The sequence below is a fragment of the Streptomyces sp. NPDC054849 genome (assembly GCF_053610945.1).
Genome location: NZ_JBSGZI010000003.1, coordinates 131,241 through 150,201 on the forward strand (window position 1 = coordinate 131,241; position 18,961 = coordinate 150,201).

At 71.1% G+C, this 18,961-nt stretch carries 19 protein-coding genes; 11 read left to right on the top strand and 8 right to left on the bottom strand.

The window, feature by feature from the left end:
* Positions 1 to 54: 54 nt before the first annotated feature.
* The 4 genes from ACWGIF_RS02820 (at position 55) to ACWGIF_RS02835 (ending at position 3,571) form a co-directional block, all read left to right on the top strand.
* A complete protein-coding gene (locus tag ACWGIF_RS02820) occupies positions 55 to 510 on the top strand; it encodes an RrF2 family transcriptional regulator (protein WP_453489994.1) in 456 nt (151 codons plus the stop codon).
* A gap of 159 nt (positions 511 to 669) precedes the next feature.
* On the top strand, positions 670 to 1,866 hold the full coding sequence (locus ACWGIF_RS02825; protein ID WP_453489997.1) for a globin domain-containing protein: 1,197 nt from the start codon (positions 670 to 672) through the stop codon (positions 1,864 to 1,866).
* A gap of 176 nt (positions 1,867 to 2,042) precedes the next feature.
* On the top strand, positions 2,043 to 2,633 hold the full coding sequence (locus ACWGIF_RS02830; RefSeq protein ID WP_453490000.1) for an N-acetylmuramoyl-L-alanine amidase: 591 nt from the start codon (positions 2,043 to 2,045) through the stop codon (positions 2,631 to 2,633).
* A gap of 44 nt (positions 2,634 to 2,677) precedes the next feature.
* Positions 2,678 to 3,571 carry a 1-aminocyclopropane-1-carboxylate deaminase/D-cysteine desulfhydrase gene (locus tag ACWGIF_RS02835; protein WP_453490003.1) on the top strand — a complete coding sequence of 298 codons (894 nt, stop codon included), beginning with the start codon at positions 2,678 to 2,680 and terminating at the stop codon, positions 3,569 to 3,571.
* A 563-nt stretch (positions 3,572 to 4,134) separates the two neighbouring features.
* Here the strand turns inward: ACWGIF_RS02835 and ACWGIF_RS02840 are convergent.
* Positions 4,135 to 5,715 carry a Na+/H+ antiporter gene (locus ACWGIF_RS02840; protein WP_453490006.1) on the bottom strand — a complete coding sequence of 527 codons (1,581 nt, stop codon included), beginning with the start codon at positions 5,713 to 5,715 and terminating at the stop codon, positions 4,135 to 4,137.
* Between the two features lie 55 nt (positions 5,716 to 5,770).
* Here ACWGIF_RS02840 and ACWGIF_RS02845 point away from each other — a divergent pair, with 55 nt between their 5' ends.
* The 3 genes from ACWGIF_RS02845 (at position 5,771) to ACWGIF_RS02855 (ending at position 7,683) form a co-directional block, all read left to right on the top strand.
* Positions 5,771 to 6,031, top strand: a complete 261-nt coding sequence (locus ACWGIF_RS02845; protein ID WP_453490009.1) for a UBP-type zinc finger domain-containing protein — start codon at positions 5,771 to 5,773, stop codon at positions 6,029 to 6,031.
* A gap of 213 nt (positions 6,032 to 6,244) precedes the next feature.
* Positions 6,245 to 6,658 carry an ATP-binding protein gene (locus tag ACWGIF_RS02850; protein WP_030012703.1) on the top strand — a complete coding sequence of 138 codons (414 nt, stop codon included), beginning with the start codon at positions 6,245 to 6,247 and terminating at the stop codon, positions 6,656 to 6,658.
* A gap of 11 nt (positions 6,659 to 6,669) precedes the next feature.
* Entirely contained in the window at positions 6,670 to 7,683 is a 1,014-nt protein-coding gene (locus ACWGIF_RS02855) for an RNA polymerase sigma factor SigF (RefSeq protein WP_453490115.1), read from the top strand.
* Between the two features lie 18 nt (positions 7,684 to 7,701).
* On the opposite strand, the gene ACWGIF_RS02860 is transcribed toward ACWGIF_RS02855, so the two are convergent.
* Positions 7,702 to 8,151: a hypothetical protein gene (locus ACWGIF_RS02860; RefSeq protein ID WP_453490012.1), complete on the bottom strand. Its 450-nt coding sequence runs from the start codon at positions 8,149 to 8,151 to the stop codon at positions 7,702 to 7,704.
* Between the two features lie 84 nt (positions 8,152 to 8,235).
* Here ACWGIF_RS02860 and ACWGIF_RS02865 point away from each other — a divergent pair, with 84 nt between their 5' ends.
* Positions 8,236 to 9,201 (top strand): diacylglycerol/lipid kinase family protein, encoded by a 966-nt coding sequence (locus ACWGIF_RS02865; protein WP_453490015.1) that lies wholly within the window; start codon positions 8,236 to 8,238, stop codon positions 9,199 to 9,201.
* A gap of 322 nt (positions 9,202 to 9,523) precedes the next feature.
* Complete coding sequence (locus tag ACWGIF_RS02870) at positions 9,524 to 9,781, top strand: WhiB family transcriptional regulator (protein WP_003953983.1); 258 nt, start codon at positions 9,524 to 9,526, stop codon at positions 9,779 to 9,781.
* A 237-nt stretch (positions 9,782 to 10,018) separates the two neighbouring features.
* Here ACWGIF_RS02870 and ACWGIF_RS02875 read toward each other — a convergent pair whose 3' ends face one another.
* Both ACWGIF_RS02875 and ACWGIF_RS02880 read right to left on the bottom strand, forming a co-directional pair.
* The gene (locus tag ACWGIF_RS02875) at positions 10,019 to 11,488 is read right to left on the bottom strand and encodes a sensor histidine kinase (protein ID WP_453490118.1); all 1,470 of its coding nucleotides are present in this window, start codon (positions 11,486 to 11,488) and stop codon (positions 10,019 to 10,021) included.
* A gap of 363 nt (positions 11,489 to 11,851) precedes the next feature.
* Positions 11,852 to 12,448, bottom strand: coding sequence for a TetR/AcrR family transcriptional regulator (locus ACWGIF_RS02880; RefSeq protein WP_453490018.1), 597 nt, complete (start codon positions 12,446 to 12,448; stop codon positions 11,852 to 11,854).
* A gap of 84 nt (positions 12,449 to 12,532) precedes the next feature.
* On the opposite strand from ACWGIF_RS02880, the gene ACWGIF_RS02885 reads away from it, so the two are divergent.
* Entirely contained in the window at positions 12,533 to 13,294 is a 762-nt protein-coding gene (locus ACWGIF_RS02885; RefSeq protein ID WP_453490021.1) for an SDR family oxidoreductase, read from the top strand.
* Between the two features lie 12 nt (positions 13,295 to 13,306).
* Here ACWGIF_RS02885 and ACWGIF_RS02890 read toward each other — a convergent pair whose 3' ends face one another.
* A complete protein-coding gene (locus ACWGIF_RS02890; RefSeq protein WP_453490023.1) occupies positions 13,307 to 14,188 on the bottom strand; it encodes a leishmanolysin-related zinc metalloendopeptidase in 882 nt (293 codons plus the stop codon).
* 228 nt (positions 14,189 to 14,416) lie between these two features.
* Here ACWGIF_RS02890 and nagB point away from each other — a divergent pair, with 228 nt between their 5' ends.
* Complete coding sequence (gene nagB / locus ACWGIF_RS02895) at positions 14,417 to 15,202, top strand: glucosamine-6-phosphate deaminase (protein ID WP_453490026.1); 786 nt, start codon at positions 14,417 to 14,419, stop codon at positions 15,200 to 15,202.
* Positions 15,203 to 15,432: 230 nt separating this feature from the next.
* Here nagB and ACWGIF_RS02900 read toward each other — a convergent pair whose 3' ends face one another.
* From ACWGIF_RS02900 to ACWGIF_RS02910, 3 genes are read right to left on the bottom strand one after another with little or no spacing between them, the layout of a single operon-like run.
* Positions 15,433 to 16,923 (bottom strand): glycoside hydrolase family 3 protein, encoded by a 1,491-nt coding sequence (locus tag ACWGIF_RS02900; protein ID WP_453490029.1) that lies wholly within the window; start codon positions 16,921 to 16,923, stop codon positions 15,433 to 15,435.
* An 8-nt stretch (positions 16,924 to 16,931) separates the two neighbouring features.
* Complete coding sequence (locus tag ACWGIF_RS02905; RefSeq protein WP_453490032.1) at positions 16,932 to 17,822, bottom strand: carbohydrate ABC transporter permease; 891 nt, start codon at positions 17,820 to 17,822, stop codon at positions 16,932 to 16,934.
* A complete protein-coding gene (locus tag ACWGIF_RS02910) occupies positions 17,819 to 18,841 on the bottom strand; it encodes a carbohydrate ABC transporter permease (RefSeq protein ID WP_453490035.1) in 1,023 nt (340 codons plus the stop codon). The genes ACWGIF_RS02905 and ACWGIF_RS02910 overlap by 4 nt, the downstream gene beginning before the upstream one ends.
* Positions 18,842 to 18,961: the final 120 nt, after the last annotated feature.

Consider the following 18,961-nt stretch of genomic DNA (forward strand, 5'->3'; position numbering starts at 1 on the left):
GCCCTTGCGGCGGTTTAATTTGCACAGCAGATGCAAGTTTCCTAGGGTGAGCGCATGCGGCTGACCCGATTCACCGACCTGGCGCTGCGCGTCCTGATGCGCCTGGCCGTCCAGGAGGCGGACCTCCCGACCACGCGCGACGTGGCGGCGACCATGGAGGTCCCGTACACCCACACGGCGAAAGTGGTCGCCAGGCTGCAGCACCTCGGACTGCTCGAGGCCCGCCGCGGCCGCGGCGGCGGACTCGCCCTGACCTCCGCCGGGCGCGCCGCCTCGGTGGGCGCGGTGGTGCGCGAGCTGGAGGGCGAGGGTGACGTCGTGGACTGCGACGGGACGGCTCCCTGCCCGCTGCGCGGCGCCTGCGTGCTGCGCGGCGCCCTGCGGCGGGCTCAGGAGGCCTTCTTCGCCGCATTGGATCCACTGACCGTGAACGATCTGGTGGCGACGCCCACCGGTCCGATCCTGCTCGGCCTTTCGAGCAGGGCGCCGACGGGGGCCGCCAGGCCCTGACCGCGGGGCCCAATGACCGGTTCCCGCTGCTCGCCTGGCCCGCCGACCCACCCCCCAGGGGGTTCGAACGGACGTCCGCACCGCAACGAACCCTCTGCGACCCTAAATACGCATTACAAATACCACTTCACAGTCACGACATGGCACGAGGAGTACCGCATGCTGTCCGAGAAGTCGACCGCGACCGTCCGAGCCACCCTGCCCACCGTCGGTGCGGCGATCGGCGACATCACGGAGCTCTTCTACACCAAGCTCTTCGCGGCCCACCCGGAGCTGATCCGCGACCTGTTCAACCGGGGCAACCAGAACGCCGGCCTGCAGAAGCAGGCCCTCGCCGGCTCCATCGCCGCCTTCGCCACCCACCTCGTCGAGCACCCCGACACCCGCCCCGACGTGATGCTGGGCCGCATCGCCCACAAGCACGCCAGCCTCGGCGTCACCCGCGAGCAGTACGCCGTCGTCCACCAGCACCTCTTCGAGGCGATCGCTGAGATCCTCGGCGCGGCCGTCACCCCCGAGGTCGCCCAGGCCTGGGACGAGGTCTACTGGCTGATGGCGGGCGCCCTGATCGCCGTCGAGGAGCGCCTCTACGCCGAGCAGCGGGTCACCGCCGGGGACGTGTGGCGCGAGTGGACCGTCACCGACCGGGTGGAGGAGACGGTGGACTGCACCACTTTCCGGCTGGCCCCCGCGGACGGCGCCCCCGCGCCCGCGCACCGGCCCGGCCAGTACGTCTCGGTGCAGGTCGAACTGCCGGACGGCGCACGCCAGATCCGCCAGTACAGCCTGTCCACCTCGCCCGGCTCCCCGGTCCGCGCGATCACCGTCAAGCGGGTCCACGGCCCGGCCGCCGCGGGCCCCGACGGCGAGGTCTCCCATCACCTGCACACCCGGGTCCGGGTGGGCGACACCCTGCGCGTCTCGGCCCCGTACGGCGACCTGGTCCTGGAGGACTCCGGCGCGCCGGTCCTGCTCGCCTCGGCCGGCATCGGCTGCACGCCGATGCTCTCGATGCTGGAGCACCTGGCCGACACCGGGCACGCCGCGCCGGTGACCGTGCTGCACGCCGACCGCTCCCCCGCCGACCACCCGCTGCGGGGTGACCACCGGGCCCTGACCCACAAACTGGCCGACGCCTCGGCCCGGTTCTGGTACGAGGAAGCGGCGGAGCCGGGCGACGGCGAGGGCTTCATGGACCTGTCGGCCGTCCCAGTCGCCCCTGACACCCGGGCCTACCTCTGCGGGCCGCTGCCCTTCATGCGGGCCGTGCGCGAGCAGCTGATCGCCAAGGGCGTGCGGGCCGCCGACATCCACTACGAGGTGTTCGGCCCCGACCTGTGGCTCGCCTCCTCGTGACACGTGAGGGGTGAGGCGTGGCGCGTGAGGCGTGGCGCGTGCGCGTGACGCCTGTCCGGATCGGCTCGCTCGCCGTACGAAAACTCTAGCCGCGGAAGGGTCGCCTCCACTAAACCGGAGCGTGATGGGGCAGACACACAGGGTGTCCGTCGCACACCGCAACGAAGGAGGCGGCCATGGCCGCACCCATGTCCGCGGACCGGTTCATCAACGCACTGCGGCACGAGGGTCTGACCGTCGTCGAAGTCGGCGCGTGGCGCACCCACAACCGCAACCACAAGGGCCCGTGGGGTCCGGTGCACGGGGTGATGATCCACCACACCGTCACCCGCGGCACCCCGTACACCGTCCAGCTCTGCCGCGAGGGCCACAGCGCACTGCCGGGCCCGCTGTGCCACGGCGTGATCGCCAAGGACGGCCGCGTCCACCTCGTCGGCTACGGCCGGGCCAACCATGCGGGCTCGGGCGATTCCGACGTCCTGGCGGCGGTCATCGCGGAGAAGCGGCTCCCGCCGGACAACGAGAGGGACACCGACGGCAACCGCCACTTCTACGGCTTCGAGTGCGAGAACCTCGGCGACGGCAAGGACCCCTGGCCGGCGGTTCAGCTCGACGCCATCGCCCGCGCGGCGGCGGCCGTCTGCCGGGTCCACGGGTGGACGGCCCGCTCGGTGATCGGCCACCTCGAATGGCAGCCGGGCAAGCCCGACCCCAGGGGCTTCACGATGGAATCCCTGCGCGAGCGGATCGGTGCGCGCCTGAAGTAGCAGGGAACGGGGCCGAACAGGGCCCCACCAGGGACAATGGTCTGGTGACCCACCCCGAACTGCTGCCGCGTCCGCCGTCCCCGCTCGTCGAGGCGGCGGACGAGCGGTTCGCGGCGCACGGCGTGCGGCTGCTGCTGAAGCGGGACGACCTCGTCCATCCCGAACTGCCCGGGAACAAGTGGCGCAAGCTCGCGCCGAACCTCCGGGCGGCCCTTGATGCGGGGCACGACCGTCTGGTCACCTTCGGCGGGGCGTACTCGAACCACCTGCGGGCCACCGCCGCCGCCGGGCGGCTGCTCGGCATGGGCACCGTCGGCGTCGTGCGCGGCGAGGAGCTGGCCGGGCGGCCGCTCAACGACTCCCTCGCGCGGTGTGCGGCCGACGGGATGCGGCTGCGCTTCGTGTCCCGGTCGGAGTACCGCCGCAAGGCCGAGCCCGAGGTGCTCGCCCGACTGCTGGACGGGGCCGGGGCGGGCGGGGCGTACGTGGTCCCCGAGGGCGGCAGCAACGCCCTCGCGCTGACCGGCTGCGCCGAGCTCGGCCGTGAGCTGCGGGGCGCGGCCGACGTGGCCGCGGTGGCCTGCGGCACCGGCGGGACCCTGGCGGGCCTGGCGGCCGGGCTGGGTCCCGGGCAGCGGGCGCTGGGCGTGCCGGTCCTGGCGGGCGGTTTCCTGGCTGCGGAGATACGTTCCCTCCAGCAGGCCGCCTTCGGTGGACCGGCCGGCGACTGGGCTCTGGCCGAGGACTTCCACCACGGCGGCTACGCCCGGGTTCCGGCCGCGCTGGAGGCTTTCGCCGGCGATTTCGAGGCCCGCCACGGGCTGCCGGTGGAGCGGATCTACGTGGCCAAGCTCCTCTGGGCCCTGACCGAACTCACGGCCCGAGGCGCCTTCCCGCCCGGCACCACCGTGGCCGCGGTGATCACGGGCCGGCCCTGACCCGCCGGACCGCCTCCGGCGAAGCCGCGCGCCGACCGCCGGGCCACCTCCGGCGAGGCCGCGCGCCGACCGCCGGGCCACCGCACCGGCAGCCCGGCCGCTGCGCGGAGCCTGTCCCCGCCCCGCCCTTTCGCCGTTTCCCGGGACTCCGCCCCGAACCCCGCGCCTCAATCGCCGGCGAGGCTGAAGTGGCCGACCCCCGACCAACGCCCGGCAGGTCGCACACCCTGGCAACCGCCACACCCCTCCGGGGGGGCACACCCGGCAACAGAGACGCCGCGGCGGGGGAACGCTCCGGCAGGGGGACGCCGTGGCAGGGAACGCCGAGGAGAATGCCCGGCAGGAACGCCTCGGCAGGGGGCGGCCCGCCCGGCAAGGGGCACACCCCGCCAGGGGGCTCCCAGCCAAGGGCGGGCCGCGGCGGGGGGAACGCCCCGAGTGACGGGCGCACACCCTCCGGGGGCACACCACCGACGGCGCTGTTCCGCGAGGTGGGCGGCCGCGGGATCGGTGCCTCGGGCGCCCGGGGCGCAGGGTCGGCCTGCCGCGGGGCCCCGCAGGGGCTACGTCTCCTCGCGGTACGCCGCCGCCTCCTCCAGGTCCAGCCTGCGCAGCAGTACCCGCAGCATTTCGTCGTCGATACGCCGCTGGTCCCGCAGGGCCACGAAGACCTCCCGCTCGGCTTCGATCATCTCCCGCGCGAGGCGCCGGTACACGTCGTCCGCCGACTCCCCGGTCACCGCGTTGACCTCGCCCAGCCGTTCCCAGACCGCGTTGCGCCGCCGTTCCAGCACCGTGCGCAGCCGGTCCGCCAGCGGGGGCGGCAGGGTGCTGTTCTCGGGTTCTTCCAGCAGTTCCGCGAGCCGTTCCTCCGCCGCCCGCGAGGCCTCGCTCTGCGCCTGCGCCTCCGCCAGCGTCTCGGCCTGCTGGTCCTTCGGCGGCAGCCTCAGCGCCCTGATCAGCGGCGGCAGCGTCAGACCCTGCACCACCAGGGTCCCGATGACCGTCGTGAAGGTCAGGAAGAGGATCAGGTTCCGGTGGGGCACGGTCACCGGCACGGAGAAGGCGATGGCCAGCGAGACCACGCCCCGCATCCCGGCCCACCCCACGATCAGCGGGGCCTTCCAGTCGGTCCCCGGCTCCCGTGCGCGGATCCGCGGTGACATCCAGCGCGGCACGAAGGTCGCCGGGAACACCCACAGGAACCTGGCCACCACCACCGCCAGGAACACGGCGGTCGCGTACCAGACCGCGTGCAGGCCCTCGTACTCCCCCAGCCCCTTCAGGACCACCGGCAGCTGGAGACCGATCAGCGCGAAGACCACCGACTCCAGGACGAAGGCGACCATCTTCCACACGGCCTCCTCCTGGAGCCGGGTGGCGAAGTCGACCTGCCAGTTGCGGTGCCCGATGTACAGCGCGACCACGACCACCGCCAGTACTCCGGAGGCGTGCACCCGTTCGGCCGCCGCGTACGCCACGAAGGGGATCAGCAGCGAGAGGGTGTTCTGGAGCAGGGGGTCCTTCATGCGCTTGCGCAGTTGGTGGATCGGCACCATCAGCAGCAGACCGACGCCGATCCCGCCCACCGAGGCCAGCAGGAACTCCGCGATCCCGCCCGCCCAGCCGGCGCTCACCCCGACCGCCGCCGCCAGCGCCACCTTGTAGGCGGTGATCGCGGTGGCGTCGTTCACCAGGGACTCGCCCTGCAAGATGGTCGTGATCCGGTTCGGCAGGCGGAGCCTGCGGGCGATCGCGGTGGCGGCGACCGCGTCGGGCGGCGCGATCACGGCGCCCAGGACGAGGGCCACCGGCACGGACAGCCCCGGCACCAGCAGGTACGCCGCATATCCGACGGCGAGCGTCGCGAAGAGCACGTAGCCCACCGACAGCATGGCGATGGGCCGGATGTTCGCCCGCAGGTCCAGGTACGAGCTGTCCACCGCGGCCGTGTGGAGCAGGGGCGGGAGCAGCAGCGGCAGCACGATGTGGGGGTCGAGCGTGTACGCGGGCACACCGGGGACGTACGCGGCCATCAGTCCGGCGGCGACCAGCAGCAGCGGCGCGGGCACCGGCGTGCGGCGGGCCAGCCCCGCAACGGCCGCGCTGCCCGCGACGAGCGCCACCAGCGGCAATACCTCCATCGAAGATCCATCCTCAATCGTCGTGGGTCCGCACCCTGGCCGTACGCTGGCCATCATGAGCGAGTGCACCCACGTTGCCGAACTGCCGCGCCCCGAGCCCGCCCCGTCTGCACAGACCTGTCCTGAATGTCTGGCGCTCGGCAGTCACCCCGTGCAGCTGCGGATGTGCCTGACCTGTGGGCACGTGGGGTGCTGCGATTCCTCCCCGCTCCGGCACGCCGGCGCACACCACGAGGAGACCGGGCATCCGGTGATGCGGAGCTTCGAACCGGGTGAGACGTGGCGATGGTGTTTCATCGACGGTTCGATCGTCTGAGGCGGGGTAGGTCAACCCTCCGCCGGCTCCCCCGATTTGAGTCCCGCAGACCCCTAGCCACTGTGCGTACCCATGGGCTTACCATCAGTCACTGGGCAGAGGCATGACTGGCCGGGCGCTCGAAGCGGGTGCCACGAGGGGTGCCGCGACACGATCGCCCGGATCGCGATAGCGTCACCGGCGAACAGAGCTCGTACCACCTTGGAGGTGAGGGTGTCCCAGATCGCAGGCGAGCCCGGGACTCAGGACTTCGTGGAAGTCCGGCTGCCCGCTGCGGGTGCCTACCTGTCGGTGCTGCGAACGGCCACGGCCGGTCTCGCGGCACGTTTGGACTTCACCCTCGACGAGATCGAGGACCTCCGCATCGCGGTGGACGAGGCCTGCGCGATCCTGCTTCAGCAGGCCGTGCCGGGCTCCGTCCTCAGCTGCGTCTTCCGGCTGATCGACGATTCGCTGGAGGTGACCGTCTCGGCGCCGACCACCGACGGGCGCGCGCCGGAGCGTGACACGTTCGCGTGGACGGTCCTGTCGGCCCTGGCCGGCAAGGTCGAGGCCACGGTCGAGGAGAACCGGACGGTGAGCATCAGCCTCTACAAACAGCGCGGCGCGGGACCAGGCCCGGCGTGAGCGGCGGGGAGATCCCGGTGCGGGGCGGGGATCGGCCCCGGGTACGGCACGAGGTCGACGGCGGCATCCCGGAGCAGCAGCACGCCCGGCCGCACCCGGCTGACGCGGATGCGGAAGACGGCTTTTTGGACTCGGCGGAGCGACGGGCGGGCCCTATGAGCGAGAACCAGCACGACCAACCACAGCCGGGCCGGCCACCGGAGGCCACGGCTGCGGCCCCGGCGGTGCCTGCGGTGCCGGTGTTCCCGGTGACCCCGGCGCTGCCGGATCCCCGTGACCGCAGCGGCGCGCGGGCCCTGTTCATCGAGCTGCGGGCGCTGCCCGACGGGTCGGTGGAGAAGGCGGAGCTGCGCAACCGGCTCGTACGGATGCACCTGCCGCTCGTCGAGCACCTGGCGCGGCGCTTCCGCAACCGCGGTGAGCCGCTGGACGACCTGACCCAGGTCGCGACGATCGGCCTCATCAAATCGGTGGACCGGTTCGACCCCGACCGCGGGGTCGAGTTCTCCACCTACGCCACGCCCACGGTGGTCGGCGAGATCAAGCGCCACTTCCGTGACAAGGGCTGGGCGGTGCGCGTGCCCCGGCGCCTGCAGGAGCTGCGGCTCTCGCTGACGACGGCCACGGCGGAACTGTCCCAGCAGCACGGCCGCTCCCCCACGGTGCACGAACTGGCCGAACGGCTGGGGATCTCCGAGGAGGAGGTGCTGGAGGGGCTGGAATCGGCCAATGCCTACAGCACGCTGTCGCTGGACGTCCCGGACACCGACGACGAGTCGCCGGCGGTCGCGGACACCCTGGGCGCGGAGGACGAGGCCCTGGAGGGCGTCGAGTACCGAGAGTCCCTCAAGCCGCTGCTGGAGGGCCTGCCGCCGCGGGAGAAGCGGATCCTGTTGCTTCGGTTCTTCGGCAACATGACGCAGTCGCAGATCGCCCAGGAGGTCGGCATCTCGCAGATGCACGTCTCCCGGCTGCTGGCCCGCACCCTGGCCCAGCTCCGCGAGAAGCTCCTCGTCGAGGAGTAGACGCGAGGCGACGTCCGGTTATCGGGTCTGTTCCCCGGGCCCGATACCGAGAGCCTCGGTCGCCGTCGGGTTCACCAGGAGCACGACGACGGCCACCGCGGCCACCGCCAGGGCCGCGGCGGCGACGATCATCGCGCCGCCGGTGCTGTAGAGCGTCCAGGCCACCGGGAGTGCCATCAGCTGGGTGATCAGCGCCGGGCCGCGGCTCCAGCGGCGGCCCAGGCGAAGCCCGCGGGCCGCGATCAGGGGCAGCGCGGCGAGCGCGAGCAGGGTGATCCCGCCCGTCTCCGCCTGCTGCGGGGAGTCGGGGTCGCCGGCGATGCCCACGAACAGCATGTAGACCCCGAGGCCGGCCAGCGCCAGGCCCTCCAGGGCGGTGAGCGCGGCCGCGGCGGTCAGCCGCCCGGGCAGCTCGGCGGGCGGGGCGGCGACGGGGACGGGGGCCTGCGCAGGCTGCTTCTTACTCACTCCAGCAGGGTAGCGGCGCACCCCGGAGCCCGGAGGGGACGGGCAGTAGGGTCGGCAGGTGGAGGGGTGGGTAGTCTGGCGCTCATGCGTGCACTTCTCGTGGCCAACCCAGCAGCGACGACCACCAGTGCGCGCACGCGCGACGTTCTGACCCATGCCCTGGCCAGCGAGATGAAGCTGGAGGCGGTGACCACCGAGTACCGCGGGCACGCCCGGGACCTGGGGCGCAAGGCCGCACACGAGGGAATCGACCTCGTCGTTGCCCTCGGCGGCGACGGCACGGTCAACGAGGTGGTCAACGGGCTCCTGCACAACGGGCCCGATCCGGACCGGCTGCCCCGGCTGGCGGTGGTTCCCGGCGGCTCGACCAATGTGTTCGCCCGCGCGCTGGGCCTGCCCAACGATGCGGTCGAGGCGACCGGCGCCCTGCTCGACGCGCTGCGCGAGCAGCGCGAGCGGACGGTGGGCCTGGGCCTGGCGGCCGGCACCCCGGGCACGGAGGACGAGTCCGTCCCGGCGCGCTGGTTCACCTTCTGCGCGGGCTTCGGCTTCGACGCGGGCGTCGTCGGCCGGGTCGAGCAGCAGCGGGAGCGCGGCAAGCGTTCGACACACGCGTTGTATGTACGACAGCTGATGCGGCAGTTCTGGGAGGAGCCGAACCGCCGGCACGGCACGGTCACGCTGGAGCGGCCCGGCGCCGATCCGGTGAGGGACCTGGTGCTGTCGATAGTGTGCAACACCTCACCCTGGACGTATCTGGGGAATCGTCCGCTTTACGCCTCTCCGGAGGCGTCGTTCGATACTGCGCTTGACGTATTGGCACTGGACCGTTTGTCAACTCCGGCGGTCGCCAGGTACGCGACGCAGCTCCTGACCTCCACTCCTGAGCGGGGTCCGCACGGCAAGCATGCGGTGTCTCTGCACGATCTGACCGACTTCACCTTGCATTCCAAGGTTCCCCTTCCGTTCCAGATGGACGGCGACCACCTGGGACTGCGGACCAGCGTTCGGTTCACAGGCGTACGCCGTGCACTGCGTGTGATTGTGTGAGCGGAAGGGCCCGAAGGCCTTTCACTCGAACGTTTACACGCCGGTCCACCCTCACGATGTAGGGCTGTGACCTAGTAGACACCGACGAATCAAAAAAAACTTTCCGGAAGGGGTTGTATCCCCGTCCGAGGTTTGCGAATCTCTTCATGGCGATCGGGACAGCCCGCAGAACCCGGCACCCACACAGATCGCCAGAACCCCTCCACGAATCTCTGACTGATCACCCGGGCAACTGGGCGGTCGCGCTTCCCTCACGGGGGGATTCGTGAAAGCGTTCACATTCACAAGCAACCTGTTCGCAATACAAGGAGATGGAGCAGCCATGGACTGGCGTCACAACGCCGTTTGCCGCGAGGAAGACCCGGAACTCTTCTTCCCCATCGGCAACACCGGTCCTGCGCTGCTGCAGATCGAGGAAGCCAAGGCCGTCTGCCGCCGTTGCCCCGTCATGGAGCAGTGCCTGCAGTGGGCGCTCGAGTCCGGTCAGGACTCCGGCGTCTGGGGCGGTCTCAGCGAGGACGAGCGCCGCGCCATGAAGCGCCGTGCCGCTCGCAACCGGGCGCGCAACGCCAGCGCCTGACAACGACTTTCGAGCCTCGACGCGCAGCGCGTAGTAACCGTATAAGCGCTCAGCAACGTGCTCTTGAGCCCCGGACCGGTCTTTCGGTCCGGGGCTCAGTGCTGTCCGGGACCGTGGCTCGACCGCGTGCGACCGCGTCCGATGGCCCCGAAGGCGGCGGCCGGCGGCGAGATCCGACGGCGTCGACCGGTCGGACGAGGCTCCGCCCGTCACGCTGAGTCACGCCATCGGCGCTCGCTACTTCTGCGGGCTGGACGGGATGTCGAGGACGACCTTGGTGCCGCGCGGCTCGGTCCGGACCATGTCGAAGGTGCCGCCGAGCTCCCCCTCCACGAGGGTGCGTACGATCTGCAGCCCGAGATTGCCGGCCCGCTGGGGGTCGAATCCCTCGGGCAGTCCGCAGCCGTCGTCGAGCACGGTGATCAGCAGCCGCCCGTCCTTGCGGCCGGCGCCGGTGCGGGCCGCGGCCACCTCCACGGTGCCCCCCTCGCCCTGGGTGAAGGCGTGCTCCAGGGCGTTCTGCAGGATCTCGGTCAGCACCATCGACAGCGGAGTGGCGACCTCCGCGTCCAGGATCCCGAACCGGCCGGTGCGCCGGCAGTCGACCTTGCCGGGTGAGATCTCCGAGACCATCGCGATCACACGGTCGGCGATCTCGTCGAACTCGACCCGCTCGTCCAGGTTCTGAGACAGCGTCTCGTGCACGATCGCGATCGAACCGACGCGGCGCACGGCTTCGTTGAGCGCCTCGCGGCCCTGCGGGGAATCCATGCGGCGGGCCTGGAGCCGCAACAGCGCGGCCACGGTCTGGAGGTTGTTCTTCACCCGGTGGTGGATCTCCCGGATGGTCGCGTCCTTGGTGATCAATTCACGTTCGCGACGCCGCAGTTCCGTGACGTCACGGCAGAGCACCAGGGAGCCGATGCGGGTCCCCTTCGGTTTGAGCGGGATGGCGCGCAGCTGGATGACGCCGCCGTTGCCCTCGACCTCGGTCTCCCTGGGGGCCCAGCCGCTGGCGAGCTTGACCAGGGCCTCGTCCACCGGGCCGCGGGAGGGGGCCAGTTCGGTGGTGGTGTCGCCCAGGTGCTGCCCGACCAGGTCGGAGGCGAGGCCGAGCCGGTGGTAGGCGGAGAGCGCGTTCGGGGACGCGTACGTGACCACGCCGTCGGCGTCGAGCCGGATCAGGCCGTCCCCGACGCGCGGCGAGGCGTCCATGTCGACCTGCTGGCCGGGGAACGGGAAGGAGCCCGCCGCGATCATCTGGGCCAGGTCGGAGGCGGACTGGAGGTAGGTCAGCTCCAGCCGGCTCGGTGTACGCACGGTGAGCAGGTTGGTGTTGCGGGCGATCACTCCCAGGACCCGCCCCTCGCGGCGGACGGGGATCGACTCGACGCGGACCGGCACCTCCTCGCGCCACTCCGGGTCGCCCTCGCGCACGATCCGGCCCTCGTCCAGCGCGGCGTCCAGCAGCGGGCGGCGGCCGCGCGGCACCAGGTGGCCGACCATGTCGTCCTGGTACGAGGTGGGGCCGGTGTTGGGGCGCATCTGGGCGACCGACACGTACCGGGTGCCGTCGAGGGTGGGCACCCACAGCACGAGGTCGGCGAAGGACAGGTCGGAGAGCAGCTGCCACTCCGAGACCAGCAGGTGGAGCCACTCCAGCTCGGTTTCACTGAGAGCGGTGTGCTGGCGTACGAGGTCGTTCATGGAGGGCACGTTGCGAGCGTACCCCGGGTACGCGCCATGACTTTGCCCACGGCGGTACTCAGGAGTATCCAGGAGGGGCGCAGGAAGCGTACTGTTGGAGGAAGTGACGGGTTTCCAGGTTCCGTCATTGGATGGACAGAGCAGAATGGTCTAGTCCACAATTGCCTAAAGCTTCCGCCCTCCCCGCACAGGAGGACGGATCGAGGTAAGCCGCGCGCTCTGCCCTGACCGCGCAGGCACCTCCCACCGGCCGTCGGGAACCGCACACCTGTCGGCCGTTAGTACTCCGGGCTACGGTGCCGGACGGGCTGAGGGTCCCGTCCTGCACCGTGGCCCAGAGGAATCTTCAGGCGGAATTCCGCACTAGGCCGTCGGCCAGGCCAGCAGGGCCCGCTCCGCGACCGCCTCCAGCTCCTCCCGGCTCGCCCCGTCGCGCGACTGCTGGGACATCCCGGACAGCACGACCCCGGCATACCGGGCCAACGCCTGCGCGTCGGTGTCCGCGGGCAGCGCCCCGGTGGCCACGTCCGCCCGGATCCGGCTCGCGAACATCTCCAGGTTGGCGTTGCGCCGCTCACGCAGCGCCCCGGCCACCTCGTCCGAGGTGGTGTTGATGGCGGCGCTTATCACCATGCAGCCCCGCGGGTGGGCCGGGTCGGTGTAGATCTCGGCCGCCTCGCGCAGGATGCGCTCGACGGCCGCCCGGGCGGTGGACTCCTCGGCGAGCGCCACGCCGGCGAAGTCCGCGTACCGGCCTGCGTACACCGCCACGACCTCGTCGAAGAGCGTGCGCTTGTCGCCGAAGGCCGCGTAGAGGCTGGGCGCACTGATTCCCAGCGAGGCGGTCAGGTCCGAGATGGAGGTCGCCTCGTAACCGCGCTCCCAGAAGGCGGTCATCGCCTTGTCGAGGGCCGCGTCGCGGTCGAAGGAACGGGGTCTGCCGCGCTGTCCGGTCGCCATGCACACATTCTATAGCGGGCGCTAGAGAATCTGATACGGTCCTTTCTGTAGCGACCACTAGCGAATAGCGGAGGGGGGCGCGTCATGGGCGTGCTCAAGGGAAAGACGGCACTGGTCACGGGCGGCAGCCGGGGCATCGGACGGGCCGTGGCAGAGCGGCTGGCACGGGACGGGGCACTCGTCGCGGTGCACTACGGCCGCAACGAGGCGGCGGCGAAGGAGACGGTGACCGCGATCGAGACGGCCGGCGGACGGGCCTTCGCCCTCGGGGCCGAACTCGGGGTCCCCGGCGACGCACAGGCACTCTGGGCGGCGTACGCGGCCCACCCCGCGCACACCGAGGGCGTGGACATCCTCGTGAACAACGCGGGGGGCGCGACCTTCGCCGGGATCGAGGCGACCGACGAGGAGGCGTACGACCGGGCGCACGCGCTCAACGCCAAAGCGCCCTTCTTCGTGATCAGGCACGGACTGGCGCGGCTGCGGGACGGGGGCCGGATCGTCAACGTGACGGGAACCCCGGACATTGCGCTGCCCGCGATCCTGGCCACGGTCATGGCGAAGGGCGCGGTGAACGCGATGACCCGGTCACTGGCCGCCGAGCTGGCCCCGCGCGGGATCACCGTGAACTCGGTGGGGCCGGGCATCACCGAGACGGACCTGAACGCGGCCCTGCTCACGGATCCCGCGACCCGTGCCCACCTGGCCTCCCGGTCCGTCTTCCACCGGGTGGGCACGGCGCAGGAGGTAGCTGACGTGGTGGCCTTCCTGGCCTCGGCGGACTCCCGCTGGGTCACGGGCCAGCACCTGGACGCGACGGGCGGCCTCCAGCTGGCGCTGCTCTGAGCAGGACGCTCACTAAGGCCGGTCGGCAGGGATTCGGCTGGGGACGGTCGGGAGCATGACGCCCCGGGGGGCCTCGGACACCTCGGCGCTCGCCGCAACCATGTCGAGCAGGCTGGGGAGCTCGTAGTCCTCGGCGCCGTCGAGGTCGACCTCGTATCCGAGGTCTCCCAGGCTCGCCGCCGTCAGCCGGCTCAGCTTGTTCTTGATCGTCGGGTTGCCTGCGATCCCGATGTTCGGCGACATGAGCTCATGCCCGAAGAGGGACTCGCGCCAGTGGCTGCCGGCGCTTCCCGACCCGCCCTTGTTCGCCACGGGCACCGGAGTGGGACCGGTCCCGATCAGCTTGCCGAACTCCCTCATGGCACCGGCGCCGATGAAGGTGGGGTCGGGGCCGGGAAAGCCCTTCAGCAGGCCGAATTCACTCCAGACCCCTTTGGTGATTCCCAGTACGTGGCCCATCTCGTGCGTGATGACGTCGAGCAGTGTTCCGTCGTCCTCCATCGCACCCAGGTCGGCCGTGTCGAACCGCATGATCCCCTTGACGGGGAGCTGTGCTCCCGTGACCGCGTCCTCCCTCCGGAAGACGGTCGGGCCGGCGGCACCGAGGGTGCCGCCCTCGCCGTCGATCGGCACTCCTTCGGCATCGATCAGCAGGTCGTCGATGATCACCTCGCCGGTGAAGTCGCGGATGACCGCGGTCTCGAGGTCACCCACGATGACCCTGGCCCAGCGGTCCGCGGCCTCGGCGAAGACATCCTTCTGGCTGCTCGTCAGGCCTCCGACGAACCGCACCTCGATCTGGAACGGCGAGGTGGTCGCGGCGAGCAGCTCGGCGCGACCGGCGTCGGCAACGGCTCTGTAGCTCTCGAACGCGTAGGTGGTGCGCCTGCCCATGACTACCACTCCAATCGCCCATATCATGCTTTTCTTACACAAACCACCCTAAAGGACAATAGAGTTGTAGACCGGGCAACCAAAAGGTTGAAGGTTCCCCCGGCCTCCCGAGAGGCCGGACGGCGGGATCCGGATCACGATGGATATCGGCGGCACCCCCGCCTCGGGCGGCCGCCTCTGCTAGATTGGTCTATACCACACCACTCACTCCAGATCGGCAGGCCCCGCGTGGAAGTTGTCATCGTCCCGGACGCCAAGGCAGGCGGCGAGCTCATCGCGGAGGCCATCGCCGCCCTGGTGCGCCGCAAGCCCGACGCCCTGCTCGGCGTGGCGACCGGCTCTACCCCGCTGCCCGTCTACGAGGCCCTCGCCGCCAAGGTCAAGGCCGGCCAGGTCGACGCCTCCAAGGCCCGCATCTGCCAGCTCGACGAGTACGTCGGCCTGCCGGCCGGGCACCCCGAGTCCTACCGCGCCGTCGTGCTGCGCGAGGTCGTCGAGCCCCTCGGCCTCTCCGAGGCCTCCTTCATGGGCCCGGACGGTTCGGCCGAGGACGTCGTCGGCGCGTGCGAGGCCTATGACCGGGCCCTGGCCGAGGCCGGCGGCGTCGACCTCCAGCTGCTGGGCATCGGCACGGACGGCCACATCGGCTTCAACGAGCCCTGCTCCTCCCTGGCCTCCCGCACCCGCATCAAGACGCTGACGGAGCAGACCCGCGTGGACAACGCGCGCTTCTTCGACGACGACATGGACCAGGTGCCGCACCACGTCATCACCCAGGGCATCGGCACCATCCTCGACGCCCGCCACCTGGTCCTCCTGGCCACCGGCGAGGGCAAGGCCGAGGCCGTCGCGCAGACCGTCGAGGGCCCGCTGTCCGCGCTGGTCCCGGCCTCCGCGCTGCAGCTGCACCGGCACGCGACCGTCGTCGTGGACGAGGCCGCCGCGTCGAAGCTGAAGCTGGCGGACTATTTCCGGCACACGTACGCCAACAAGCCGTCCTGGCAGGGTCTGTAGCCGCAGCCGTACCCGTATCGGCGAAGGGCCGGGCCCCCTGAGGGGGCCCGGCCCTTCGTGTGTGCGTGCCTGGCGCTGCGCGGAGCCGTCCCGCGGGCGCGTCCGCGGGGACGGCCCCGCCGGCGTTCGAGGTGCGGGGTCCGGGGCGGAGCCCCGGGAAGCGGCACGCGCCCGAGGTGACCCGGCAATCCCGCAGGGGCTACGCCGCGGCCGGGCAACCCCGCAGGCGGCTATGCCCCGGCGATGACCTCGGCCGCGGCCCGGCCACAGACGCGCGACGCGCCGTGCGTGGCGATGTGCAGCGCCCCGCGGGGCTCCGCCCTGGGAAGGCCCATCTCGACCACGACCGTGTCCGGCCGGGCCGCGACCAGCGCGTCCAGGGCCTCGGTCATCCACACGTGCCGGTGTGCGTCGCGGACCACCGCGACGACCGTACGGTCCCCCGCCGCCGCCAGGATGTCCCCGGCCGAGGCGCCCTCCGGGTACACGCCCGCCGCGGTCCCCGGCACGAGGGCGGCCAGCTCGCCCGCCACGCCCCACGGGGTCTCGTCGCCGACCGCGATGTTCGCGACCGGGGCCAGGGTCGCGACGTACGGGGCGTCGAGGGGCTTCACCCGGCCGGTGACGACCAGGGCGCGGCGGGCGGCCGTCAGGCCGATGCCGGACGCGCGGCTCCCCTCCGGCTGCGCGTCCGGCCGGGCCCCTCGGGTCCACGCGGCCAGCGCCCGGACGCGGGCGGCGGCGTCGGCGAGGCGCTCCTCGGGGAGCGTGCCCTCGCGTACGGCCGCGACCAGCGCGTCACGCAGCCGCAGTACGGTGGCCTCGTCGGCGAGTCCGCCGCCGACGCAGATGGCGTCGGCGCCGGCCGCGATGGCCAGGACCGAGCCGCGCTCGATCCCGTACGTCCCGGCGATGGCGTTCATCTCCATGCCGTCGGTGACGATGAGGCCGTCGTAGCCGAGTTCCCTGCGCAGCAGGCCGGTCAGGATCTGCGGGCTGAGCGTGGCCGGGCGGGTCGGGTCCAGGGCGGGCACCAGGATGTGCGCGCTCATCACGGCCTTGGTGCCGGCCGCGATGGCCGCTTTGAAGGGCACGAGCTCGCGGGCCTGGAGGGTTTCCAGGTCCACGTCGATGCGCGGCAGGGCGTGATGCGAGTCGACGTTGGTGTCGCCGTGACCCGGGAAGTGCTTGGTGCACGCGGCGACGCCGGCGGCCTGGAGGCCCTCGACGTAGGCGGCGGTGTGCCGGGCGGCGAGGTGGGTGTCGGCGCCGAAGGACCGTACGCCGATCACCGGGTTGTCCGGGTTGGAGTTGACGTCCGCGGACGGGGCCCAGTTGAGGTTGACCCCGCACTCGGCGAGGCGGCGGCCCAGCTCGCGGGCGACGTCGTGGGTGAGGAGGGTGTCGTCGACGGCGCCGAGGGCCAGGTTGCCGGGGAAGGACGAGCCGCCCCGGACCTCCAGGCGGGTGACGTCGCCGCCCTCCTCGTCGATGGCCACGAGGACGTCGTCCCGCTCGGTACGCAGCTGCGCGGTCAGCGCGGCGAGCTGCTCGGGGGAGGCGATGTTGCGGCCGAACAGGCCGACGGCGGTGAGGCCTTCGCCGACCTGGCGGAGCAGCCAGGCGGGGGCCGTGGTGCCCTCGAAGCCGGGCTGCAGGACCGCCAGGGCGTCGCGGGTGACCTCGTCGGACGCGGTGGTGCGGTGCGCAAGGACAGTCATGGCGGCCGTTATCCCTTCACGGCGCCGGCGGTCATGCCGCCGACGGCCTTGCGCTGGAGGAAGATGAAGATGAGCAGGACCGGGACCGCGAAGAGCGAGGACGCGGCCATGGTGGCGCCCCAGTCGTTGCCGAAGGCCGACATGAACTCGGTCAGCCAGAGCGGCAGGGTCTGCGCGCTCTTGTCCTTGTTCAGGATCAGGACCATGGCGAACTCGTTCCAGGCCGTGATGAAGCCGAAGAGCGAGGTGGACATCAGGCCGGGTGCCAGCAGCGGGAAGATCACCTTGCGGAAGGCCTGGCCGCGGGTGCAGCCGTCGATCTGGGCCGCCTCCTCCAGGCTCACCGGGACGGCGGCGATGAAGCCGCGCAGGGTCCAGATGGTGAAGGGGAGGATCATCACGAAGTAGATCGCGGTGAGCAGCGGGAGGCTGTTCAGCATCTCGCCGTCGCGGGCGATCATGTACATCGCGATGACCATGACCTCCCAGGGGGCCATCTGGGCCATCATCACGGTGAGGACGAGACCCTTGCGGCCCTTGAACCGCATCCGGGCGATGGCGAAGCTCGCGGCGAGGGCGACGAGCAGGGCCAGCAGGACGGCGCCGACGGTGACCAAGACGCTGTTGGTGACGTACGTCCAGAAGTTCTCGACCCCGGTGGCCTTGGTGAAGTTGTCCAGCGTCGGCGAGAAGACGAAGACGGGGTCCTTCGTGAGCATCTGGTCGGCCGGCTTGAGGGCCGAGGAGAACATCCAGTACACGGGGAAGACGAAGACCAGGGCCAGCAGGAGCGCGCCGAGGTTCTTGGCCACGGCTCCGGGGCGGACCGGGCGACGGGTCCGGAGCTGCTGTGCGGGCTTCTCGGAAGCCGTGGGCTTCGGGGCGGTGGTCGTGCTCACTGCTCCTCCTCCTGCTTCAGGATCAGGCGGAAGTAGAAGGACATGACGACCACGAGGATGAGGATCGTCAGGACGGAGATCGCGGCGGCGAGGCCGTAGTGGGCCTGGCTCTGGCCCTCGACGTAGGCGAAGACCGGGAGGATCTCGGAGGCGCGGTCGGGGCCGCCCTTGTTCATCGCGTAGACCTGGGTGAAGGCTTTGAAGACCCAGATCACCTCGAGGAACGTGGTGACGAGGAAGAACGGCTTGAGGTTCGGGAAGACGATCTTCCAGAAGGTCTGCCAGCCGTTGGCGCCGTCCATCCGGGCGGCCTCGTACAGCTCGGCGCCGACGGTGGTGAGGCCGGCGTACATGTTGAGGGCGACGAAGGGGATGGAGCCCCAGACCACCAGGACGGTGACGATCGTGAGGGTCGAGAGGCCCGTCTGCATCCAGTTGTGCTGCTCGTAACCGGCGAAGCCGGCGGTGCGCATCACCCAGTTCATGACGCCGAACTGCTCGTCGAACAGCCACTTGAAGACCTGCACGGAGGCGACGATCGGCATGGCCCAGGCCATCACCAGCGCCATGGACAGAACCAGTCGCATCTTCTTGCCGAGCCGGTTCAGCAGGATGCCGATGAGGCTGCCGAACACCATGATCAGTACGACGTTGGCCGCGGTGAAGGCGAAGCTGCGGACGACCACGGTCCAGAAGTCCGCGTCACCGATCAGCTCGGTGTAGTTGGAGAAGCCCGCGAAGGGGTACTTCCGCTGAATGAACTCGATCTTGTTGATGTCCTGGAAGGACAGGATCACGTTCTTGATCAGTGGGTACAGCAGCAGTGTCGCGAGGGCGAGCACCGCGGGCCCGACCAGCAGGTAGGGCAGCCACCCCGACGGGAGCGACTTTCCGCCCCCGCGAGGAGACTGGGGACCGGGGCCGGTCGTCGGGGACGCGGACTTCCCGGGCCGTCCGGCGGACTTCTGTGGTGCGTCCTGTGGAGCGGCGGTCATCGCTCCCTGGGAGTGCACGGTCATGGCGTGGCTTCCTCGCGGTTGACTGTGGAGTCAAATGCGCGACCGGGGGCACGGCAGAGGCGGCTTGGCGCCTGCCGTGCCCCCGGTGCGATCACACTGCTGGGTGGTGCGGAACTGCGG